The organism is Photorhabdus temperata (assembly GCF_025384845.1).
Classification (GTDB): domain Bacteria; phylum Pseudomonadota; class Gammaproteobacteria; order Enterobacterales; family Enterobacteriaceae; genus Photorhabdus; species Photorhabdus temperata.
This window is the reverse complement of record NZ_JAJAFX010000003.1, coordinates 116,427-137,352: the sequence shown is the minus strand read 5'-3', so window position 1 is coordinate 137,352 and position 20,926 is coordinate 116,427. Positions and strand designations below refer to the sequence as shown.

Annotated in this window: 19 protein-coding genes and 1 other RNA gene; 15 read left to right on the top strand and 5 right to left on the bottom strand. The window is 41.3% G+C overall.

What is annotated here, in order from left to right; all coding sequences use genetic code 11:
• The first annotated feature begins 220 nt into the window (after positions 1-220).
• From tig to LGZ99_RS02155, 8 genes are all read left to right on the top strand, one after another.
• A complete protein-coding gene (gene tig / locus LGZ99_RS02190) occupies positions 221-1,525 on the top strand; it encodes a trigger factor (RefSeq protein WP_023043759.1) in 1,305 nt (434 codons plus the stop codon).
• A 272-nt stretch (positions 1,526-1,797) separates the two neighbouring features.
• Complete coding sequence (gene clpP, locus LGZ99_RS02185; protein WP_023043761.1) at positions 1,798-2,421, top strand: ATP-dependent Clp endopeptidase proteolytic subunit ClpP; 624 nt, start codon at positions 1,798-1,800, stop codon at positions 2,419-2,421.
• A gap of 137 nt (positions 2,422-2,558) precedes the next feature.
• Complete coding sequence (gene clpX / locus LGZ99_RS02180) at positions 2,559-3,830, top strand: ATP-dependent protease ATP-binding subunit ClpX (RefSeq protein ID WP_023043762.1); 1,272 nt, start codon at positions 2,559-2,561, stop codon at positions 3,828-3,830.
• Positions 3,831-4,039: 209 nt separating this feature from the next.
• The gene (lon, locus tag LGZ99_RS02175; protein WP_023043763.1) at positions 4,040-6,394 is read left to right on the top strand and encodes an endopeptidase La; all 2,355 of its coding nucleotides are present in this window, start codon (positions 4,040-4,042) and stop codon (positions 6,392-6,394) included.
• Positions 6,395-6,624: 230 nt separating this feature from the next.
• A complete protein-coding gene (gene hupB, locus LGZ99_RS02170) occupies positions 6,625-6,900 on the top strand; it encodes a nucleoid-associated protein HU-beta (protein WP_021323863.1) in 276 nt (91 codons plus the stop codon).
• 177 nt (positions 6,901-7,077) lie between these two features.
• Positions 7,078-8,949, top strand: a complete 1,872-nt coding sequence (gene ppiD, locus LGZ99_RS02165) for a peptidylprolyl isomerase (protein WP_021323862.1) — start codon at positions 7,078-7,080, stop codon at positions 8,947-8,949.
• 150 nt (positions 8,950-9,099) lie between these two features.
• Complete coding sequence (locus LGZ99_RS02160; RefSeq protein WP_021323861.1) at positions 9,100-9,474, top strand: ComEA family DNA-binding protein; 375 nt, start codon at positions 9,100-9,102, stop codon at positions 9,472-9,474.
• A 154-nt stretch (positions 9,475-9,628) separates the two neighbouring features.
• Positions 9,629-10,036 carry an acyl-CoA thioesterase gene (locus LGZ99_RS02155; protein ID WP_021323860.1) on the top strand — a complete coding sequence of 136 codons (408 nt, stop codon included), beginning with the start codon at positions 9,629-9,631 and terminating at the stop codon, positions 10,034-10,036.
• A 28-nt stretch (positions 10,037-10,064) separates the two neighbouring features.
• Here the strand turns inward: LGZ99_RS02155 and queC are convergent, their stop codons facing one another.
• Together queC and LGZ99_RS02145 are read right to left on the bottom strand one after the other, a co-directional pair.
• Positions 10,065-10,763 carry a 7-cyano-7-deazaguanine synthase QueC gene (gene queC, locus LGZ99_RS02150; protein ID WP_036836955.1) on the bottom strand — a complete coding sequence of 233 codons (699 nt, stop codon included), beginning with the start codon at positions 10,761-10,763 and terminating at the stop codon, positions 10,065-10,067.
• A 32-nt stretch (positions 10,764-10,795) separates the two neighbouring features.
• A complete protein-coding gene (locus LGZ99_RS02145) occupies positions 10,796-11,848 on the bottom strand; it encodes a PLP-dependent cysteine synthase family protein (protein WP_036836952.1) in 1,053 nt (350 codons plus the stop codon).
• A gap of 126 nt (positions 11,849-11,974) precedes the next feature.
• On the opposite strand from LGZ99_RS02145, the gene LGZ99_RS02140 reads away from it, so the two are divergent.
• The 5 genes from LGZ99_RS02140 to amtB all read left to right on the top strand — a co-directional run bounded on the left by LGZ99_RS02140 (position 11,975) and on the right by amtB (position 17,890).
• Positions 11,975-12,436, top strand: a complete 462-nt coding sequence (locus LGZ99_RS02140) for an Lrp/AsnC family transcriptional regulator (RefSeq protein WP_021323859.1) — start codon at positions 11,975-11,977, stop codon at positions 12,434-12,436.
• A gap of 86 nt (positions 12,437-12,522) precedes the next feature.
• Positions 12,523-14,292, top strand: a complete 1,770-nt coding sequence (locus LGZ99_RS02135) for a SmdA family multidrug ABC transporter permease/ATP-binding protein (protein WP_036836950.1) — start codon at positions 12,523-12,525, stop codon at positions 14,290-14,292.
• Positions 14,285-16,069 carry a SmdB family multidrug efflux ABC transporter permease/ATP-binding protein gene (locus tag LGZ99_RS02130; RefSeq protein ID WP_036836949.1) on the top strand — a complete coding sequence of 595 codons (1,785 nt, stop codon included), beginning with the start codon at positions 14,285-14,287 and terminating at the stop codon, positions 16,067-16,069. Before LGZ99_RS02135 ends, LGZ99_RS02130 begins: the two co-directional genes overlap by 8 nt.
• A 176-nt stretch (positions 16,070-16,245) precedes the next feature.
• Positions 16,246-16,584 (top strand): P-II family nitrogen regulator, encoded by a 339-nt coding sequence (gene glnK / locus LGZ99_RS02125; protein WP_021323857.1) that lies wholly within the window; start codon positions 16,246-16,248, stop codon positions 16,582-16,584.
• A gap of 22 nt (positions 16,585-16,606) precedes the next feature.
• Entirely contained in the window at positions 16,607-17,890 is a 1,284-nt protein-coding gene (gene amtB, locus LGZ99_RS02120; protein ID WP_021323856.1) for an ammonium transporter AmtB, read from the top strand.
• A gap of 72 nt (positions 17,891-17,962) precedes the next feature.
• Here the strand turns inward: amtB and tesB are convergent, their stop codons facing one another.
• Complete coding sequence (tesB, locus tag LGZ99_RS02115) at positions 17,963-18,826, bottom strand: acyl-CoA thioesterase II (protein ID WP_036836948.1); 864 nt, start codon at positions 18,824-18,826, stop codon at positions 17,963-17,965.
• A 251-nt stretch (positions 18,827-19,077) separates the two neighbouring features.
• Here tesB and LGZ99_RS02110 point away from each other — a divergent pair, with 251 nt between their 5' ends.
• Together LGZ99_RS02110 and ffs are read left to right on the top strand one after the other, a co-directional pair.
• A complete protein-coding gene (locus tag LGZ99_RS02110; protein WP_021323855.1) occupies positions 19,078-19,524 on the top strand; it encodes a YbaY family lipoprotein in 447 nt (148 codons plus the stop codon).
• Between the two features lie 130 nt (positions 19,525-19,654).
• Positions 19,655-19,751, top strand: an RNA gene (gene ffs / locus LGZ99_RS02105) — signal recognition particle sRNA small type.
• 82 nt (positions 19,752-19,833) lie between these two features.
• Here the strand turns inward: ffs and LGZ99_RS02100 are convergent.
• Positions 19,834-20,037 carry an HHA domain-containing protein gene (locus LGZ99_RS02100; RefSeq protein WP_011147992.1) on the bottom strand — a complete coding sequence of 68 codons (204 nt, stop codon included), beginning with the start codon at positions 20,035-20,037 and terminating at the stop codon, positions 19,834-19,836.
• Between the two features lie 204 nt (positions 20,038-20,241).
• Positions 20,242-20,316: a hypothetical protein gene (locus LGZ99_RS02095; protein ID WP_231398158.1), complete on the bottom strand. Its 75-nt coding sequence runs from the start codon at positions 20,314-20,316 to the stop codon at positions 20,242-20,244.
• Positions 20,317-20,926: the final 610 nt, after the last annotated feature.

Below are 20,926 nucleotides of genomic sequence, written 5' to 3'. Positions count from 1 at the left end.
GGGCTTTTGTTAGCAATTCTCGACTCACACCGTCTGCATCGCTATAATGTCGCGTCTAATTTTTAGAATGGTTTCGGGACGCTTCTGACATCAGGGATTCTCGGTTTTTAAATGCGACCGCCCCGGTTCTTAGAGAGTGTTGCGATTGGCACATAGAACATCTGCCGGTTGTACGGTCTCTGGAGTTGACCGAGCACTATGATTTTTTTGAGGTAAAAAGATGCAAGTTTCTGTTGAAACCACTCAAGGCCTTGGGCGTCGTGTGACAATCACCGTTCCTGCTGCCGATGTTGAAAAGGCAGTTAGCAGTGAGTTGGTCAATGTAGCAAAAAAAGTTCGTATCGATGGTTTCCGTAAAGGCAAAGTGCCTATGAACATCGTTAAACAGCGTTATGGTGCTTCTGTTATTCAGGATGTTCTGGGTGATCTGATGCAACGTAACTTTATTAATGCAATCATCGAACAAAAAATCAATCCAGCGGGTGCGCCAAGTTATGCGCCAGAGCAGTTCAAAGACGGCGAAGATTTCACTTATTCTGTAGAATTTGAAGTGTATCCGGAAGTTGAGCTGAAAGACCTGGAAGCTATTGAAGTTGAAAAACCAGTTGTTGAAGTAAAAGACGAAGATGTTGATGCAATGTTGGAAACATTGCGTAAGCAGCAGGCTGACTGGAAAGAAACCGAAGAAGCTGTTAGTGCGGAAGATCGTATTACTGTTGACTTCAACGGTTCTGTTGATGGTGAAGAGTTTGAAGGCGGCAAAGCTTCTGATTTTGTTCTGGCTATGGGTCAGGGTCGTATGATCCCAGGTTTTGAAGAGGGCATTGTTGGTCATAAAACTGGTGAAGAGTTCACTATTGATGTGAACTTCCCAGAAGATTATCATGCTGAAAATCTGAAAGGTAAAGCAGCTAAGTTTGCGATCACTTTGAAAAAAGTGGAACAGCGTGAATTGCCGGAGTTAACTGAAGAATTCATCAAACGTTTCGGTATTGCTGATGGCACTGTTGACGGCCTGCGTGCAGAAGTACGTAAGAATATGGAACGTGAACTGAAAAATGCAGTTCGTAACCGTATTAAATCTCAGGTTATCGATGGTTTAGTTAACGCTAACGAAATCGAAGTTCCGGCCGCTGTTGTTGATGGCGAAATTGATGTTCTGCGCCGTCAATCTGCCCAGCGTTTTGGTGGCAATGAAAAACAAGCGTTGGAATTGCCTCGTGAACTGTTTGAAGAACAAGCTAAACGTCGCGTTGTTGTTGGCCTGTTATTAGGTGAAGTTATCAGTAGCAATGAACTGAAAGCTGACGAAGAGCGTGTTAAAGGACTGATTGAGGAAATGGCTTCCGCCTATGAAGATCCTCAGGAAGTGATCGAATTCTATGGTAAAAACCAGGAATTGATGAGCAATGTTCGTAATATTGCTCTAGAAGAACAAGCTGTTGAAGTTCTTCTGGGTAAAGCAAAAGTTTCTGAAAAAGAAACAACTTTCAATGAGTTAATGAATCAGAATCAAATGGCGTAAGCTTTAGCTTCGCTTGAGATAACGAATTTATCATCTCTGTGAAACTGAACCCGCAGATTTATCTGCGGGTTTTTTTATGAATAAAGGCGAAATTTTTCTTGAAAAAAGCGGGTTTAACCCCAGATCCTTTTTTACATTATGTATATGATTGCAAAATTTTTCAGGGGTAATCCTCCTTTGATTGATTAACTTTTGAATCATGGTCATCATCGCTTATCTCAAGTAGAATCGGTTATGAATGGCACCAACATGAATTCTATTAGGAGACGGAAATGTCATATAGCGACAAGCGGGATCAATATGTGCCTCATATGGCTTTGGTGCCGATGGTAATTGAACAGACTGCACGTGGAGAGCGTTCGTTCGATATCTATTCACGCCTGTTAAAAGAACGTATTATTTTTCTGACCGGTCAGGTTGAAGATCATATGGCAAACCTGATTGTGGCCCAAATGCTGTTCCTTGAGGCAGAGAATCCGGAAAAAGATATTTTCTTATATATTAATTCACCAGGTGGTGTGATTACTGCGGGCATGTCCATTTATGACACGATGCAGTTTATTAAACCGGATGTTAGCACCATTTGTATGGGGCAGGCATGTTCAATGGGGGCATTCTTGCTGACTGCCGGCGCAGAAGGAAAACGTATCTGTCTGCCAAATTCCCGGGTCATGATCCATCAACCATTAGGTGGTTTCCAAGGGCAGGCTACGGATATTGAGATCCATGCCCAGGAAATACTTAAAGTTAAAGCGCGTATGAATGATTTGATGGCAAAACATACGGGAAAAACCCTTGAAGAAATTGAGAAAGATACAGAACGTGATCGTTTCTTGTCAGCAAGTGAAGCTGTAGAGTATGGGTTGGTTGATAAGATTTTCACCCATCGCGATTAATTTATTATTCCCGGAAGCTATAATATAAATATTCGCCTTACCATTTGGTAAGGCTATGCCGTTCGGGGTAATAGCAGAGTTTCCTGCTTTGCCAGATGAATCTGGGGTGGCAGTTGATTAAAGTGAGGTTGTGACTGATGACAGATAAGCGCAAAGACGGTTCAGGAAAGCTGCTGTATTGCTCTTTCTGCGGGAAAAGCCAACATGAAGTGCGGAAATTGATTGCTGGCCCGTCAGTGTATATCTGCGATGAATGTGTGGATTTATGTAACGACATCATTCGCGAAGAAATTAAAGAGCTTGTACCACATCGTGAGCGTAGTGCATTACCAACTCCTCATGAAATTCGTCAGCATCTGGATGATTATGTTATCGGCCAGGAAACGGCGAAAAAAGTGTTAGCAGTTGCTGTTTATAATCACTACAAGCGGTTACGTAATGGCGATACCAGTAACAGTGTTGAATTAGGTAAAAGTAATATTCTGCTTATTGGGCCGACAGGGAGTGGTAAGACACTGCTGGCTGAAACACTGGCCCGTTATCTTGATGTTCCCTTTACTATGGCAGATGCGACTACGCTGACCGAAGCGGGATATGTGGGCGAAGATGTAGAAAACATTATTCAGAAGTTACTGCAAAAATGTGACTACGATGTGCAGAAAGCTCAACGCGGTATTGTTTACATTGACGAAATTGACAAAATTTCACGTAAATCTGATAACCCGTCAATTACCCGGGATGTTTCAGGGGAAGGTGTACAGCAAGCGCTGCTGAAATTGATTGAAGGTACAATTGCGGCGGTTCCTCCTCAGGGCGGGCGTAAACATCCACAGCAGGAGTTTTTACAGGTAGATACCTCTAAAATCTTATTTATCTGTGGTGGGGCGTTTGCCGGTCTGGATAAAGTGATTAGCCAGCGTCTGAATACCAGTACTGGTATTGGCTTTGGTGCGAAAGTCAAAGGTGAGTCAGAAAAAGCGACTGAAGGTGAATTATTTGCACAGGCTGAACCAGAAGATCTGATCAAGTTTGGTCTTATTCCTGAGTTTATTGGGCGGTTACCTGTTGTTGCCACGCTTACTGAACTGAGTGAAGAAGCGTTGATTCAGATTCTAAAAGAGCCTAAAAATGCGCTGACTAAGCAGTATCAGGCTCTATTTAACCTTGAGGGTGTCGATCTGGAGTTCAGAAATGAAGCTCTGATCGCTATTGCTAAGAAAGCGGTGCTTCGTAAGACAGGGGCCCGTGGCCTGCGCTCTATTGTTGAAGGTGCATTGCTGAACACGATGTACGATTTGCCATCAATGGAAAATGTTGGCAAAGTTGTTGTAGATGAATCAGTTATCAATGGTCAATCTGCACCATTACTGATTTACAGCAAGCCGGATGCCCAGGTTTCTGGTGAATAATTGAGGCCAGGACAGGGAATTCACTAAACGAGATATTATTGAATAAAATGAGGGGGTTGCCCTCATTTTGTTTTTAATTAAAGTGCCATACCATTGAATGTCAAATTCCTGTCCCCATATATTTTATATTCTATGAAGTGAAACTCGTGAGAACCGTGTTTCACGAGATTCCTTAAAAACTGGCGAAAGCTAAACGAAGAGAGAGCTCTATGAATCCTGAGCGTTCCGAACGCATAGAAATCCCTGTATTGCCTCTGCGCGATGTGGTGGTTTACCCGCATATGGTGATCCCACTGTTTGTAGGGCGTGAAAAGTCTATTCACTGCCTGGAAGCAGCAATGGATCATGACAAACAGATCATGTTGGTTGCGCAAAAAGAAGCTTCAACTGATGAGCCAGGGGTTAATGATCTTTTCTCCGTTGGTACATTAGCTTCTATTTTACAGATGTTAAAACTGCCTGATGGCACCGTAAAAGTACTTGTTGAAGGGTTGAGACGTGCCCGTATTACGACTCTGACTGATAATGGCGAGCATTTTTCTGCTCAGGCTGAGTATCTTGATTCACCAATCGTTGATGAGCGTGAGCAGGAAGTTCTGATCAGAACGGCTATTAATCAGTTTGAAGGTTACATTAAGCTCAATAAAAAAATCCCGCCGGAGGTTCTGACCTCACTGCACAATATTGAAGATGTTGCTAAATTAGCTGATACAATTGCTGCTCATATGCCATTGAAACTCAGTGACAAACAGACTGTTCTGGAAATGTCTGATGTTGTTGAGCGCCTTGAATATCTAATGGCAATGATGGAATCAGAAATTGATCTGTTACAGGTAGAAAAACGCATCCGTAATCGCGTGAAGAAACAAATGGAAAAAAGCCAGCGCGAGTACTACCTGAATGAACAGATGAAAGCGATTCAGAAAGAGCTGGGTGAAATGGATGATGCGCCTGATGAGTATGAGACTCTCAAGCGCAAAATTGAAGCGGCAAAAATGCCAAAAGAAGCCCATGAAAAAGCGGAAGCTGAATTACAAAAGCTGAAAATGATGTCTCCTATGTCGGCGGAAGCGACGGTTGTCCGTAGCTACATTGATTGGATGGTACAGGTTCCGTGGGTTGTCCGCAGTAAAGTTAAAAAAGATTTGGTTAAAGCCCAAGAGACTCTGGATACTGACCATTATGGTTTGGAGCGCGTGAAAGAGCGTATCCTTGAGTATCTGGCAGTACAAAGCCGAATCAGTAAAATTAAAGGGCCGATTTTATGTCTGGTTGGGCCTCCAGGGGTGGGTAAAACTTCTTTAGGCCAGTCTATTGCACGAGCAACCGGGCGGAAATATGTGCGTATGGCATTGGGCGGAGTTCGTGATGAAGCGGAAATCCGTGGTCATCGCCGTACCTATATTGGTTCTATGCCGGGTAAATTGATTCAGAAAATGTCCAAAGTTGGGGTGAAAAATCCATTATTCCTGTTGGATGAAATCGACAAGATGTCATCTGATATGCGTGGTGATCCAGCTTCTGCCTTATTGGAAGTTTTGGACCCGGAACAGAACGTGGCATTTAACGACCATTATCTGGAAGTCGATTATGATTTGTCAGATGTCATGTTTGTTGCAACATCCAACTCTATGAATATTCCGGCACCATTGCTGGATCGTATGGAAATTATTCGTCTTTCCGGTTACACCGAAGATGAAAAACTAAATATTGCCAAACGTCATTTGCTGCCTAAGCAGATTGAGCGTAATGCCCTGAAAAAAGATGAATTAACTATTGATGACAGTGCCATTATTGGCATTATCCGTTATTACACCCGTGAAGCCGGAGTGCGTAGTTTAGAACGAGAAATTTCTAAACTGTGCCGTAAGACGGTGAAAACATTGCTCATGGATAAGAGCTTAAAACACATTGAGATCAATGCAGATAATCTGAAGGATTATCTGGGTGTTCAACGTGTGGATTATGGTCGTGCAGATACAGAAAACCGTATTGGTCAAGTCACAGGACTTGCATGGACTGAGGTTGGCGGTGATTTATTAACCATTGAAACCGCATGTGTTCCAGGGAAAGGTAAGCTGACGTATACCGGTTCATTAGGTGAGGTTATGCAGGAGTCCATTCAGGCTGCATTGACCGTTGTTCGTGCCCGGGCTGATAAACTGGGTATCAATTCTGATTTCTATGAAAAGCGGGATATTCATGTCCACGTTCCAGAAGGTGCAACACCAAAAGATGGCCCAAGTGCAGGTATCGCTATGTGCACAGCATTGGTTTCTTGTCTAACAGGTAATCCAGTTCGGGCTGATGTTGCTATGACGGGGGAAATTACTCTGCGTGGTTTAGTTCTGCCAATTGGTGGTTTGAAAGAGAAACTATTGGCTGCGCATCGAGGTGGCATTAAAACAGTCTTGATTCCGGAAGAGAATAAACGTGATCTGGAAGAAATTCCTCAGAACATTATTGCGGATCTACAGATCCATCCGGTTAAGCGTATTGAAGATGTTTTAGCTATTACATTGCAGGATCCTGCGTTTGGCGCGGAATTAGTGTCAGTTAAATAGTATAAAAATAGTGAACGATCCCAAGAGCTATGGATGAAATATAGGCTGGTAAGTGAATTCAGGCTTACCAGCTTTTTTTGTATCGTTAACTTGGATGAATTGTCTAATAAATATTTTGCTGTTTTATGATTTCTTGCCAATACCGGAAAGGATTGATATAACGGCACTGCTATCGGGTTATCTGTTAGGATTCTGATGCGATAGTAAAATACTATATGGGGATGATAAGAGTGAATAAATCACAACTGATCGACAAAATTGCTGCTGACTCTAATATTTCTAAAGCAGCTGCAGGGCGTGTAGTAGATGCATTCATTTCTTCTGTAACTGCTGCATTGAAAGATGGCGATGATGTTGCTCTGGTGGGATTCGGTACTTTTGCTGTTCGTGAACGTTCTGCTCGTACTGGTCGTAACCCTCAAACAGGGAAAGAGCTCAAAATTGCTGCGGCTAAAGTACCTGCTTTCCGTCCAGGTAAGGGTTTGAAAGACGCGGTTAACGAGTAACACAAACCAAATATTCTTTGTCAACGTCTGCTATATTGGTAAACATAGACTGACGAGACAGATTTGGTAAGCTAAAATAGAAGCGCATCAATTGATTGGTGCGCTTTTTTTCTCTTAACGCTTGAATTAGCGTAATATGGCGTTTTCTATTTCACCAAAGCGGAGTTTTGCCTCTTTATGATGGACAACCTACGCACGGCGGCAAACAGTCCTGTGCTTAAAATCGTGCTGGCTCTCATTATCTTGTCTTTTGTACTGACGGGGGTTGGGGGCTACTTGACAAGTGGAACTGGTAGTTATGCTGCCGAAGTGAATGGTCAGACTATCAGTCGTACTCAATTGGAGCAGGCGTTTCAGCAAGAGAGAAACACGTTGCAAGAACAACTGGGAGATAAATTCTCTGTGTTGGCAAGTGACGAACAAAGTATGAAGCAGATTCGTAGCCAGGCTTTGGAACGTCTGATTAATAACGCGTTGATTGAGCAATATTCCCGTGAATTGGGTCTATCTGCCAGTGATGAGCAAGTTAAGGATTCTATCCGAAATATCCCTTATTTTCAGACAAATGGTAAATTTGATAACAACAAATACCTGGAACTGCTTAACCGTTTCAATCAGAGTCCGGATATTTTTGCTGAACAAACACGCCAGAATTTAATTAATCAGCAATTAGTTATGGCTTTTTCTGGTAGTGAAATAGCATTGCCTGGTGAGGCAAAACTCAATGCTGAATTGCTTTTGCAAAAGAGGACAGTCCGTCTGGCTACACTGGAGCTGAAGAAAATCCAGGCGCAGCAAGAAGTGACAGATAAAGATTTACAGGATTATTACACTCGAAATAAGAACAGCTTTATTGCTCCCGAAGAAGTGAAAGTAAGTTATATAAAGATGGATGCTGTAGACGAAATGGATAAAGTTTCAGCCACATCCGCTGATATTGATACTTACTATGAGCACAACTTGAAGCGTTATACTCAATCAGAGCAGAAAAAGTACAGTCTGATTCAGCTTGCAACTGAAGCTGAAGCCAAAGCAGTGCTTGATGAGCTGAATAAAGGTGCTGATTTTGGTAAATTGGCGACTAAAAAATCCACAGATAAGTTTTCAGCGAAAAGTCATGGCGATATTGGCTGGATGGAAGCGGATTCTCTTCCTGAAGAGATGAAAAAAGCTAACTTGAGAGAGAAAGGCCAAACTTCTTCTGTGATTAAAGTTCCTAATGGTTTCGCTATTTTCCATTTAGATGATGTTAAGCCTCAAATAACTAAGCCTTTGTCTGAAGTTCGCCCTGAAATTGAGAAAATAGTTAAGCAGGAAAAAGCGGTAGATGCTTTCTATGCTCTGCAACAGAAGGTCAGTGATGCGGCTACCAGCGATAATGAATCTTTAGCTGCTGCTGAGGAAGTTTCAGCTATTAAAGTTGTGACGACTAATTGGTTTGATCGCAATAATGTGCCGGCAGAGATTAATTTTAGTTCTGTTATTCATGCAATTTTTGAAGGTAATCTTGTTGACGGGCAAGGGCCAACAGGCACTAACTCTGATGTGATCTCAGTTGAAGGTGATCGTGCGTTTGTTCTGCGTGTAGATAATTACAAGCCAGAAACAGTGCAGCCATTTGAGAAAGTTAAAGAACAGGTTATCGAACTGGTTAAGCGTCAGAAAGCTGAAAAACAGCTTCAAATTGAAAGTGAGGGATTACTTGCTGCCTTAAAAGAAGGTAAAGGTGAACAAGCTCTGAAAGACGCAGGCATTCATTTTGGTGAATCTCAGGTTATTCAGCGTATACCTCAGAATAATGTATTGGTTGATGCGGTATTCGCTTTACCACAGCCAAAAGAAGCTAAGGCAGAGTATGGTTTAGCGAAAAATAGCTTGGATGACGTTGTTTTGATTCAATTGGATAAAGTGACTCCAGGTGTTGTATCCGAAGAGCAAATTAAAAGCATGACTGATGGTTACCAGAGTGAGATGGGTAACGCGATGCTGGAGTCATTACTGATTAGCTTGCGTGAAAAAGCCAAAATTAAGTTAGGTCATATTGAATAAAAATTTGCGGGAAATATCGCAAATATTTTTGTAATTATCTTGCTCATAAAGGCCGCTTTCGCGGCCTTTCGCATATCTGATATTCATCTATTGTGCTCAAATTTATCTGTGGCAATCTTTTTTGTACCAATAAAACACGGAGGAATGAGTATGAAAAAATCGGGAATTTTATCTGTTTTGCTTGCTGGCTTGCTTTATGCGTGTGGAGGGCAATTTGCAATCGCCGCTGAACAAGTAAAAGATAAAGTCGCTAAAACAGCCAGTACTACAAGTAATTCTTCATCAGAAAAGCAGTTACAGCAACCAGATGCTTTGAAAGTAGAAGAAAAGGGAAAGGTGAATATTAATACTGCAAGTGCAGAAGAGTTAGCAAAAGCACTGAATGGTATTGGGGTAAAAAAAGCACAGGGAATTGTTGAGTATCGTGAAAAACATGGCTCATTTACTGCTGTGGAACAATTACAGGAGGTTCAGGGAATAGGGCCAGTTTTTATCGAACGAAACAGAAGTAAGTTGAGTTATTAGTAGCCATCCAGCATCCTCATTCATGATTTATTTTGTGAGTGGGGATGTTGTGATCGGGGTTGCAAATAAATCACTTTAATTCGTGTAAATTTTTTGTTTTGCTATTGTTAACCGAATCTGGTCAGATGAGTGACGTTAACATTAAGGCAATATTATGAGTTCAATTATAAAAGTTCATGGTTATCATATCGATTTATTTCAACATGTAAACAATGCCCGCTATTTGGAGTTTATGGAAAGTGCTCGATGGGAATGGCTATATAAGCACTCTGTAGTGGAATGGATACAGAAAAATAATGTTGGGTTTGCGGTGGTTAACATGAATATTAATTATCGTAGTTCAGCCGTTCTTGGTGATGAATTGGAAGTGGATTGCCGATTAACTGAGTTGAGAAACAGAAGTGGTGTATTTTCTCAGGAAATAATACGCAAGAGGGATAATCAACTCATTACAGATGCTAAAACCACATTTGTGTGGATTGATAGGAAAACGCAAAAGGCATTGTCTATTGAAGGTGAATTACGTGAAATAATGGGAGCTTTGATGAAAACGGGACAATGAGAGGAGAATGTTCCCATTGTCCTTTGGGTTAAGATAAATGTGTTTTTGCTTTCATTTCAGTCATTATTTTCTCAGGCGCATTCAGATATTGTTCCAGTCCGTTAGCTCTGAGATGACAAGCTGCACATGTACCACACCCATTACCTTGAATGCCGTTATAACAAGTCAGTGTCTGGCTACGGACGAAATCTAAATGCTGATAGTAATCGGACAATGCCCAGGTTTCAGCTTTGTTGAGCCACATCAATGGGGTTTCAAAGTGGATATCACGGGCAACGCCAAGGTTTACAGCTTTATTCAGTGCTTTGACAAATTCATCACGGCAATCAGGGTAGCCAGAGAAATCAGTCTCGCATACACCAGTGATAACTGTTTCAGCTTCAACTTGGTAAGCATATATAGCAGCCAGTGTCAGGAACAAAATATTACGGCCAGGAACAAATGTACTGGGTAGGGTGCTTTTTTCACTTTCACTATAGTTAGGGATAGGGATGTTATCACGAGTCAGACTGCTGAGAGCCAGTTCGTTAAGTAATGTGACATCAATTACCTTATGTGCAATAACACCAAGAGAATGGCTGATATCACATGCAACATCAATTTCGGCACGATGGCGTTGACCATAATCAAAAGTGACACAATGTACTTCATCATATTGGTTAATTGCCTGAATCAGACATGTAGTGGAATCTTGCCCACCACTGAATACAACAACAGTTCGTCTCATTGTAACATCCTCATTGGAATAAAACGGTTATGTTACTTATAACCTTGGAGATTGGGTAGCTGCTTGAGGTAAGGTGAGATATCGCCGATATTATTTTTTACCCAATCTGGGTTGTAATAAGTGTCGAGATAACGTTCACCACTGTCACACAGTAAGGTGACTATTGCTCCTTGTTCTCCACGTTCATGCATTTGATTGGCAAGCAGGAGTGCACCCCAAACATTAGTCCCCGTAGATGCTCCAACTTTTCTGCCCAGTAATTTTTCCAGCCAGTAAATCGTTGCAATGCTGGCGCAATCTGGTATTTGTATCATGTCATCGATAACTGTAGGAATAAAAGAAGGCTCTGCTCGGGGACGGCCAATACCCTCAATTTTGCTGCTGTAATTGCCACGAATATCACAACAATTTTGACGGTAGCAGTCATAAAATACAGAGTTTTCTGGATCAACAACAATCAGCTTGGTGTTATACCCCTGGTAACGGATATAGCGTCCTAATGTTGCGGAAGTTCCGCCAGTGCCAGCACTCATAACGATATAATCTGGTTCAGGAAATGGTTCCATTTGCATCTGGCGGAAAATACTTTCAGCAATATTATTATTACCCCGCCAGTCTGTTGCACGTTCAGCATAAGTGAATTGATCCATATAATGACCATTTAATTCTTTCGCTAGTCGTTCTGATTCGTCATAAATTTGAGCTGAATGATCAACAAAATGGCATTTCCCGCCGTAGAATTCAATTTCTTGAATTTTACGTTTTGCGGTGTATGAGGGCATAACAGCAATAAAAGGTAATCCAAGTAGACGGGCAAAATAGGCTTCGGATACAGCAGTACTGCCAGATGAGGATTCAATAACGGGAGTACCTTCTTTGATCCAGCCATTGATAAGTGCGTAAAGGAATAAAGAACGGGCAAGTCGGTGTTTTAGACTGCCGGTTGGGTGGGTACTTTCATCTTTCAGATATAAATGGATACCTGGAAAGGCCGGTAAATTAAGGCGGATGAGATGAGTATCAGAACTGCGTTGATAATCTGCCTGAATCTCTTTGATTGCCTTGGTTGTCCAGCTGTACGACATAATTTATTAACTCTTAATTAGAATATGATTGATGATGAGTAGATTAACTTTATACTGGGAGAAATGGATTGTTATTTTTTTCAATATGTGGTTTCTTTATGGAAAAATTTTCTATAAGAGGTGACTATGTTAGATAAAACAGACCGCAAATTGCTTAAGTTACTACAGAAAGATTGTAGCCTGTCTCTGAATGCATTGGCGGAAGCTGTTAATCTTACCTCTACCCCTTGCTGGAAACGTTTAAAACGGCTTGAAGACGAAGGATATATCGTTGGCAAAGTTGCTTTGATTGATAGTGAAAAATTAGGGCTAGGGTTGACAGTGATTGTCATGATCAGAACTCAGCAGCATAACAGTAGTTGGTATGAGGAATTTGTTGCATTTATAAAGCAAATGCCAGAGGTTCTGGCTTTTTACCGTATGGCCGGTGAATGTGATTATCTGATGCATGTAGAAGTTGTGGATATGAAAAGCTATGATCTCTTCTACAAGCGCATGGTTAATGGTGTTTCGGGATTGATTGATGTTACATCCAGCTTTGCAATGGAAAAAATCAAGTACACTACAGCATTACCGATACCAGATTAGCTAATGATTACTCAATGAGTTAACTTCATTATTCTGAATGTTGTTCAACATTTATATTATCTATTTCTATTTCAGGATATACGCGTGTGAGATTATTTTCTCAATTAAGCTGGTACTTCCGCCGCGAGTGGCGTCGCTATCTTGGCGCAGTGACTCTGCTTATTATCATTTCTATTCTGCTACTGGTTCCTCCATATCTGGTGGGCGTAATTGTTGATGGCATCCGTGCTGGTTCTATGTCATCTCACCAACTGATGGTGTGGATTGGTGTTATGCTGGTTATTGCATTGATTGTTTATATTCTGCGTTATATATGGCGCTTATGGTTGTTTGGGGCGTCATATCAATTAGCGGTTAAATTACGGAATAATTTTTACCAGCAACTTAGCCGACAAACCCCTGAGTTTTATCTGCGTCACCGTACGGGTGATTTGATGGCCCGTGCGACTAATGATGTGGACCGTGTGGTATTTGCTGCGGGTGAAGGGGTGCTCACTTTAGTTGACTCGTTGGTTATGGGTTGTGCAGTACTGATTATGATGAGTGTACAAATTAGTTGGCAGTTAACTTTATTGTCTTTGTTACCTATGCCAATTATGGCAATCATCATTAAACGATATGGTGATCAACTTCATCATCGCTTTAAATCTGCACAAGGTGCCTTTTCTGCTCTGAATAACCAAGCTCAGGAAAGTCTGACCAGCATTCGCATGATCAAGGCATTTGGTCTTGAAGATATGCAATCAAATCAGTTTGAACAGGTTGCTGTGGAAGCTGGGCGTAAGAATATGTATGTTGCCAGGGTGGATGCCCGATTTGATCCGACAATTTTTATTGCTATCGGTATGTCAAACTTTCTGGCTATCGGCGGTGGTAGCTGGATGGTGCTGAATGGTGTTTTGACTCTTGGGCAGCTCACTAGCTTTGTGATGTACCTTGGCCTGATGATTTGGCCAATGTTAGCGCTGGCATGGATGTTTAATATCGTTGAACGGGGAAGTGCTGCATATAGCCGTATCCGTAGCTTGTTGCAGGAGCCTCCGGTTATTGCGGATGGTAACCGTCATTTATCTCCTGAGCGTAGTATTCTGAATGTGAATATCAAAGCGTTTCATTATCCGCAAAGTAATAAAACTATTCTGAGTCAAATTAACTTCCGGTTATCACCCGGACAGTTACTGGGGATATGTGGCCCAACCGGTTCAGGTAAGAGCACACTACTTGCGTTGATACAGAGACAGTTTGATGTGACTGATGGGGAAATTTTTTTCCAGTCGATTAAAATTGCAGATATCCGGTTAGATGAATGGCGAGCACGGTTTGCTGTTGTCAATCAAACTCCTTTTCTATTTTCAGATACAGTTGCCGGGAATATTGCTTTGGGACGTCCTGATGCAACACAGGAACAGATCGAAGAAGTTGCCCGTCTTGCCAATGTTCATGAAGATATTCTTCGTTTACCTGAAGGGTACCAAACGGAAGTGGGCGAGCGTGGAGTGATGCTTTCTGGTGGGCAGAAGCAGCGCATCTCTATTGCAAGAGCATTGCTTTTAGATGCAGAGATTTTGATTCTGGATGACGCTTTATCTGCGGTGGATGGGCAAACTGAACACAATATCTTACAAAACCTCAGCCAGTGGAGACAACAACGCACGGTTATTATCAGCGCACACCGCCTGTCTGCATTAACTGATGCTGATAATATTCTGGTGATGCAGCAAGGTTCTGTTATACATCAGGGGCGGCATCAGCAACTGGCGGAGCAGCCAGGATGGTATCGTGATATGTATCATTATCAGCAGCTTGAAGCAGCATTGGATGACGGGGAAACCACTGAGGGAGATCAAGATGACTAAGGTTCGCCGATTGTGGCCGTCTCTGAAACGTTTGCTGGCTTATGGAAAAAATTATCGTAAGCCGTTGGGGCTGGCGGTGCTAATGCTGTGGGGGGCTGCAATTGCGGAAGTAAGTGGTCCGATTTTGATTAGTTACTTTATCGATAATATGGTTGCAACAGGTAATATGCCAGTAGGAGTGATTATTGGGCTGTCTGTAACCTTTATTGCTCTGCAACTGATTACGGCCTCATTACACTATTTCCAGACTTTATTGTTCAATCAAGTGTCAGTGGATGTGGTTCAGCAACTTCGTACTGATGTGATGAATGCAGCATTGCGCCAGCCTTTGAGTGCTTTTGATCATCAACCGGTAGGGCAATTGATTTCCCGTGTAACGAACGACACAGAGGTTATTAAAGATCTTTATGTCAATGTGGTTCCTACGGTATTCCGGAGTATAGCGTTGATTGGTGCGATGATGATAGCCATGTTTGTGCTCGAATGGCGTATGGCACTGATTGCAATGCTTATTTTTCCTGTTGTGTTGATTGTCATGGCGATATACCAGCATCTAAGTACGCCAATTGTCCGACGGGTACGCAGTTATTTAGCTGATATTAATGATAATTTTAATGAAGTTATCAATGGAATGAGTGTTGTTCAGCAGTTCCGGCAGCAGGCTCGTTTTGGTGAACGTATGTTGTCAACAAATCGTGCTCATTTTAAAGCAAAAATGCAGGCGTTGCGATTAGATGGGATTTTATTACGTCCATTGCTGAGTTTCTTGTCAACTATGGTGCTGTGCGGTCTTATTGTGTTGTTTGGGTTCAGTGGAGCAGGAGTGATTGGTGTCGGGGTATTATATGCTTTTATCAATTATCTTGGGCGGTTGAATGAACCACTAATCGAACTGACCTCTCAACAATCAATCTTGCAACAGGCTGTAGTTTCTGGTGAGAGGATATTTGAATTAATGGATAGCCCTCAACAAGGTTATGGTATGGATAGTCAACCACTATCCAGTGGTCGAATTGATATAGAAAATGTCAGTTTTTCCTATCGGGATGACAAAATAGTTTTACAAGATATTAACTTACAGGTTCCAGCTTATGGTTTTATTGCTTTGGTTGGTCATACCGGTAGTGGAAAAAGTACGCTGGCAAATTTACTGATGGGATATTACCCGTGGCAGAAAGGGGAGATTTACCTTGATGGCCGGCCTGTGTCGTCTCTGTCTCATTCGGTATTACGCAATGGTGTGGCAATGGTTCAGCAGGATCCAGTCGTTCTCGCTGACTCTTTCTTTAACAATGTTACGCTTGGTCGGAATATTTCAGAAGAGAAAGTTTGGCAGGTATTGGACACTGTGCAATTAGCTGAGTTAGTGCGTACGCTTCCTGATGGTCTTCATACTATCTTGGGAGAGCAGGGCAATACGTTGTCAGCCGGCCAAAAACAATTGCTTGCTATGGCGAGAGTGTTAGTGCAAGCACCGCAAATTTTGATCCTTGATGAAGCGACAGCAAATATTGATTCTGGTACGGAACAGGCGGTACAACAGGCTTTACGATTGATTCGCCAGCAAACAACATTGATCGTGATTGCTCACCGTCTGTCTACGATTGTAGAGGCTGATACTATTCTGGTGCTGCATCGTGGTGCAGTTGTTGAACAAGGACACCATCAACAATTATTGGTAAGACGTGGACGTTACTATCAGATGTATCAGTTACAACAAGTGAGTGATACATTAAATGAATGTGGCACAATCTCTGAGAAAGAGATGGTGATTTAATCATATTTGCACTAATTTGGTGCGCTAACGGGAGAGGACATTCGCTGCTCTCTCTATTCTTCTCTCTGTAATTTATATTCATCCTATAATTAATTGATTTTTATATACTTTAATTTCTGGCACACCCCTTGCTAATTACTTATTGCAAACACAGTAGCCGGATGGCAGGGGGATATATGAAGCTCATTACGACAATTATAAAACCATTTAAATTGGAGGATATTAGGGAGGTTCTCTCTGGTCTTGGTGTTCAAGGGTTGACCATAACAGAGGTAAAAGGATTTGGTCGCCAAAAAGGGCATGCGGAGCTTTATCGTGGAGCTGAATATAGCGTCAATTTTTTACCTAAGGTAAAGATAGATATTGCTGTAGCAGATGAGTTAGTTGAGGAGGTAATTCATGCGATTCAGCAATCGGCTTTCACCGGAAAAGTTGGCGATGGTAAAATTTTTGTCATCGAATTACAACAGGCTATCCGTATCAGAACAGGCGAGATTAATGATGCGGCACTGTAAGTCACTGATAGAGACCATATATATGAAAAGACAATTCTCTGTGGCTACCGGTGTTGTGGCCAGTTTTTTACCATCATTATCTCAGGCAGCGGAAGGTGTTGTTGATAGAGCTGATAATGCCTTTATGATGATTTGTACAGTACTTGTTCTGTTTATGACAATTCCAGGAATCGCTCTATTTTATGGTGGATTGTTACGGAGTAAAAATGTTTTATCGCTGATGGCTCAGGTTATGGTGAGCTTTGCTCTGGTATGTGTATTGTGGGTGATTTACGGTTATAGTCTGGCTTTTGAGCCAGGGAATGGTTTTTTTGGTAGTTTTAGTCAAGTGATGTTAAAGAATTTGGCACTCACGAACTTAAGTGGCAATTTTTATCAGTTAATTCATGTGGCATTTCAGGGTTCTTTCGCTTGTATCACAGTCGCTTTGATTATTGGCGCGTTAGGCGAGCGTATTCGCTTTTCGGCTTTGTTAATTTTCAGTGTGCTCTGGTTGACGTTTTCTTACTTGCCTATGGCGCATATGGTTTGGGGTGGTGGTGTTCTTTCACAGGATGGTGCGTTGGATTTTGCTGGTGGTACAGTTGTACATATTAATGCTGCTGTAGCTGGATTGGTTGGTGCTTACTTACTGGGAAAACGTACTGGTTTTGGGAAAGAAGCATTTAAACCGCATAACTTGCCGATGGTCTTCATTGGTACTGCTATACTCTATATCGGTTGGTTTGGTTTTAATGCGGGTTCTGCTGGTGCTGCTAATGAGATCGCTGCTCTGGCATTTTTGAATACAATTGTGGCGACTGCCGCCGCTATTCTGTCATGGGTTTTTGCAGAATGGCTTTTCCGTAATAAACCTTCTCTTTTAGGGGCATGCTCAGGCTGTATTGCCGGGCTGGTTGGTATTACACCTGCTGCGGGAATGGTTGGTGTTGGTGGTGCACTAATTATTGGATTAATTGCGGGTTTTGCCGGGCTTTGGGGAGTAGTGGCCTTAAAACGGTGGTTACGCGTTGATGATGTGTGTGATGTATTTGGTGTACATGGTATATGTGGGATCGTAGGTTGCCTCCTGACTGGAGTTTTTACGGCAAAATCATTGGGCGGAACCGGTTATGCAGAAGGTATAACCATGTTAGAACAAGTAGGTATTCAGGTTTTCAGTATATTAATCTGTGTGGTTTGGTCAGTAATTGTCTCTTTTATTGCTTTTAAAATAGCAGATCTGCTGGTAGGGCTGCGGGTTACTGTTGAAATTGAAAGAGAAGGTCTGGATATTAATTCCCATGGAGAGAGTGCTTATAATTAATCTGTGATATAAACAGGCAGCAATAAGACCGTAGGTGTGATGCTGATTTCTTATTTGCTGCCCTTATTATTTTTATTTGTTCCGTTTCCTGATTAGCCCTTCTTGTACAGTGGAAGCAACAAGTACACCTTCATAATTATAAATCTGTCCACGAACAAAACCACGGGCCCCAGAAGCTGATGGACTATCTATAGCATAGAGTAACCAGTCGTCTAGTTTAAACGGACGATGGAACCACATAGAGTGGTCAATAGTTGCTATCTTAATATCTTTCTCAAGGAACCCAACACCATGTGGCTGTAATGCTGTTGGTAGGAAATTAAAATCAGAGGCATAGCCGAGCAGATATTGATGCATAAAAGGATCGGCAGGCATGTCGCCATTACTGCGGAACCAAACATAGCGTACAGGTTCTTCTGGTAGATAATTGAATGGGCTGTAATATTTCACTGGCCTCATTTCCAGCGGGCAGGGGTGGAGAAAAATATTCTGCATCTTCTGCGGCAGCAGATGCGACATTTTTTTCGCAATTTCGTCCTGAGGGATAAGTTCTTCTGGATAGGGGACATCCGGCATCATATTCTGGTGTTCAAAACTTTCTTCATGACTTTGGAATGAGGCGGTCATATAAAAGATAGGCTTACCATTTTGAATCGCACTGACTCGCCGGGCACTGAAACTTCCGCCATCGCGCAGGATCTCGACATCATAGACGATGGGTTTGCTACTGTCACCGGGGCGTAAGAAATAGCTATGGAAAGAGTTGCTCATCCGGTCATCAATAACGGTTTGTTTGGCAGCATAAAGTGCCTGACCAATCACTTGTCCCCCGAAAACCTGAGGAAAGCCTAAATCTTTACTTTGCCCCCGGTAAATACCTTCCTCAATTTTTTCTAAGTTCATCAGATTTATCAGATTCTTTAATGACTTGCTCATAATATGCCTTTGTTTTCTATCTGGTTATCAGAGAGTACAAGAGATGATTATTGTCCCATTAATAGATGATAAATAACTAACTAAATTGTAAATGTTTTAAGTCCTGATAGTAGTGCAACAAAGAATATGAGATTAATTGAAGTTTTATATTCAAATTTTTAATCTATAATCCAGACGGTTTAGATTTAACGGTTTGATATTTCAATTTATTTTATTATTTATATAGATTAGTTAATAGTGGAGGAGTGTGTATGAAATTATGGCAGATCCCTGCGAGCGTATTACTGGCGGTTGCTTTGGTTGGGTGTAATGGTAAAGGTCCTGAAATAGCAGATACTCAGGTGGAAGCGATTGAAAATCCAGTAAAACGCTCTTTTGTTGAAGGCAATATTAATATATTGCAGCGTATTGCGTTGCCAGCGGATGCAGTTCTGACAGTAACTTTATCTGATATATCTTTGGCTGATGCGCCTTCAGTTACTCTGTCTGAGAAGGTAGAGCGTTTAGGTGGGAAACAATCACCTTTCCATTTTGTTCTGCCTTACCAGTCAAACGAAATTAAGCCACATGCACGTATTGCCGTCAGTGCTTCTGTTTCGCTGCATAATCGTTTGATGTTTGTTACAGATACTGCATATGAAGTGATTAATAATGGACAGACTAAAGACATCGAAATTACGTTGAAAGCTGTCAGATAATACATTTTCTTGTGTATTTACTCGCAATGTGCAATAAATCATCATTCGGGTCTGCTTGTCTTGCTATTTAGGTAGGTATGAATGATAATGGCGTCGCTTTGAAGCTAAAGCAACACGTCAATGGGGGCTCTGTTGGTTCTCCCGCAACGCTAACTTGTTAACTTGGTCAGGTCCGGAAGGAAGCAGCCATAGCAGGGGATGTGTGTGCCGGGATGTCGCTGGCAGAGCCCTCACCAATTTTATTGATAACCTAATTAAGCCGATAGCACTTTACCGGCCCGGATCATTTTCTACCTGATGAAAACTATTTTAGCGAACGTATTTCCACACTGAAGGTGGAATTCTATCATATAGTTTATTCATGGTCAGCTCAGCTAGTCGGTGATCCGCAGCAGAGTAGAATAGTTCAAGTTCGTCTCCTGAAAGTTCATATTTGTTCTTTTCAATCACACGTTCCAGTGTATCAATTGTAGTGCATTTTCTTAAACGCATCAGATAATCAGTTTTAGTCATAGTCGCCTTTCTTATTTAAGATATATAAAGAATTATTTAGTGAAATATTCAATCAAATTTTGCTCAAGGAGCAATTTAAATCGTGTAACAGGATACTGGTTAAACGTTCATTGGTTTTTTTACCATTTCGTAAGTTTAGAAAAGCTAATCTTATTCGCTTCCAAACAAAGTATAAGTATATGTATTATCAAAAAATTTATCAATTCAAGTGAGAAGGTCGAAATCATCAGAATATTTTATTTTAAAGTGCCAAACTAAAATTGATATGTACTCAATCAATTCATTTAGCTTTAAATTATTCTGAGACGTAAGAATTATTTACACAACCAGTCTCAATGTACTCTGTCACTAGAGGTGCTTCTTGCCTTAGATTCTCACATCAGCATTTTAATTCAGCAATGTCATGTCATCCTAGTGAATATTCATCTATGCTATGTATCTCTCCCGTATATGTATGGCATTACTTAATTTGAGTCAAACACTAAACATATGCACGTATTATAGAAATTTTCTTTCGAGAGATTATTATTATGTGCCTATAATCGTTCTTTGGGATTATTTTTCTTTTTTACAAGAAACCCTGATTTGCTTTTAGTAAATCAGAATCACCTCTTAAACAAAAATTCGTACCTTAACGTAATAAACTATAAATATCGGCTAGTATATGTGAGTTAATATGTAGGCTTATATAAAGCAGTATTATCCTCAGATACCCGTAACAGCAGATTATAGCCTGATGGCTACAATAATCAATGAATATAGCATCATTATTACATAAGTCACTATGTGCTGGTATTGTTTTTTGTCATTTAGTGTAAAAAAAGATAAAGCAATTTTTGTCCAACAATTTTCTCGTTAATTTTATTAAAATCAGTAATGCTTGGATTTT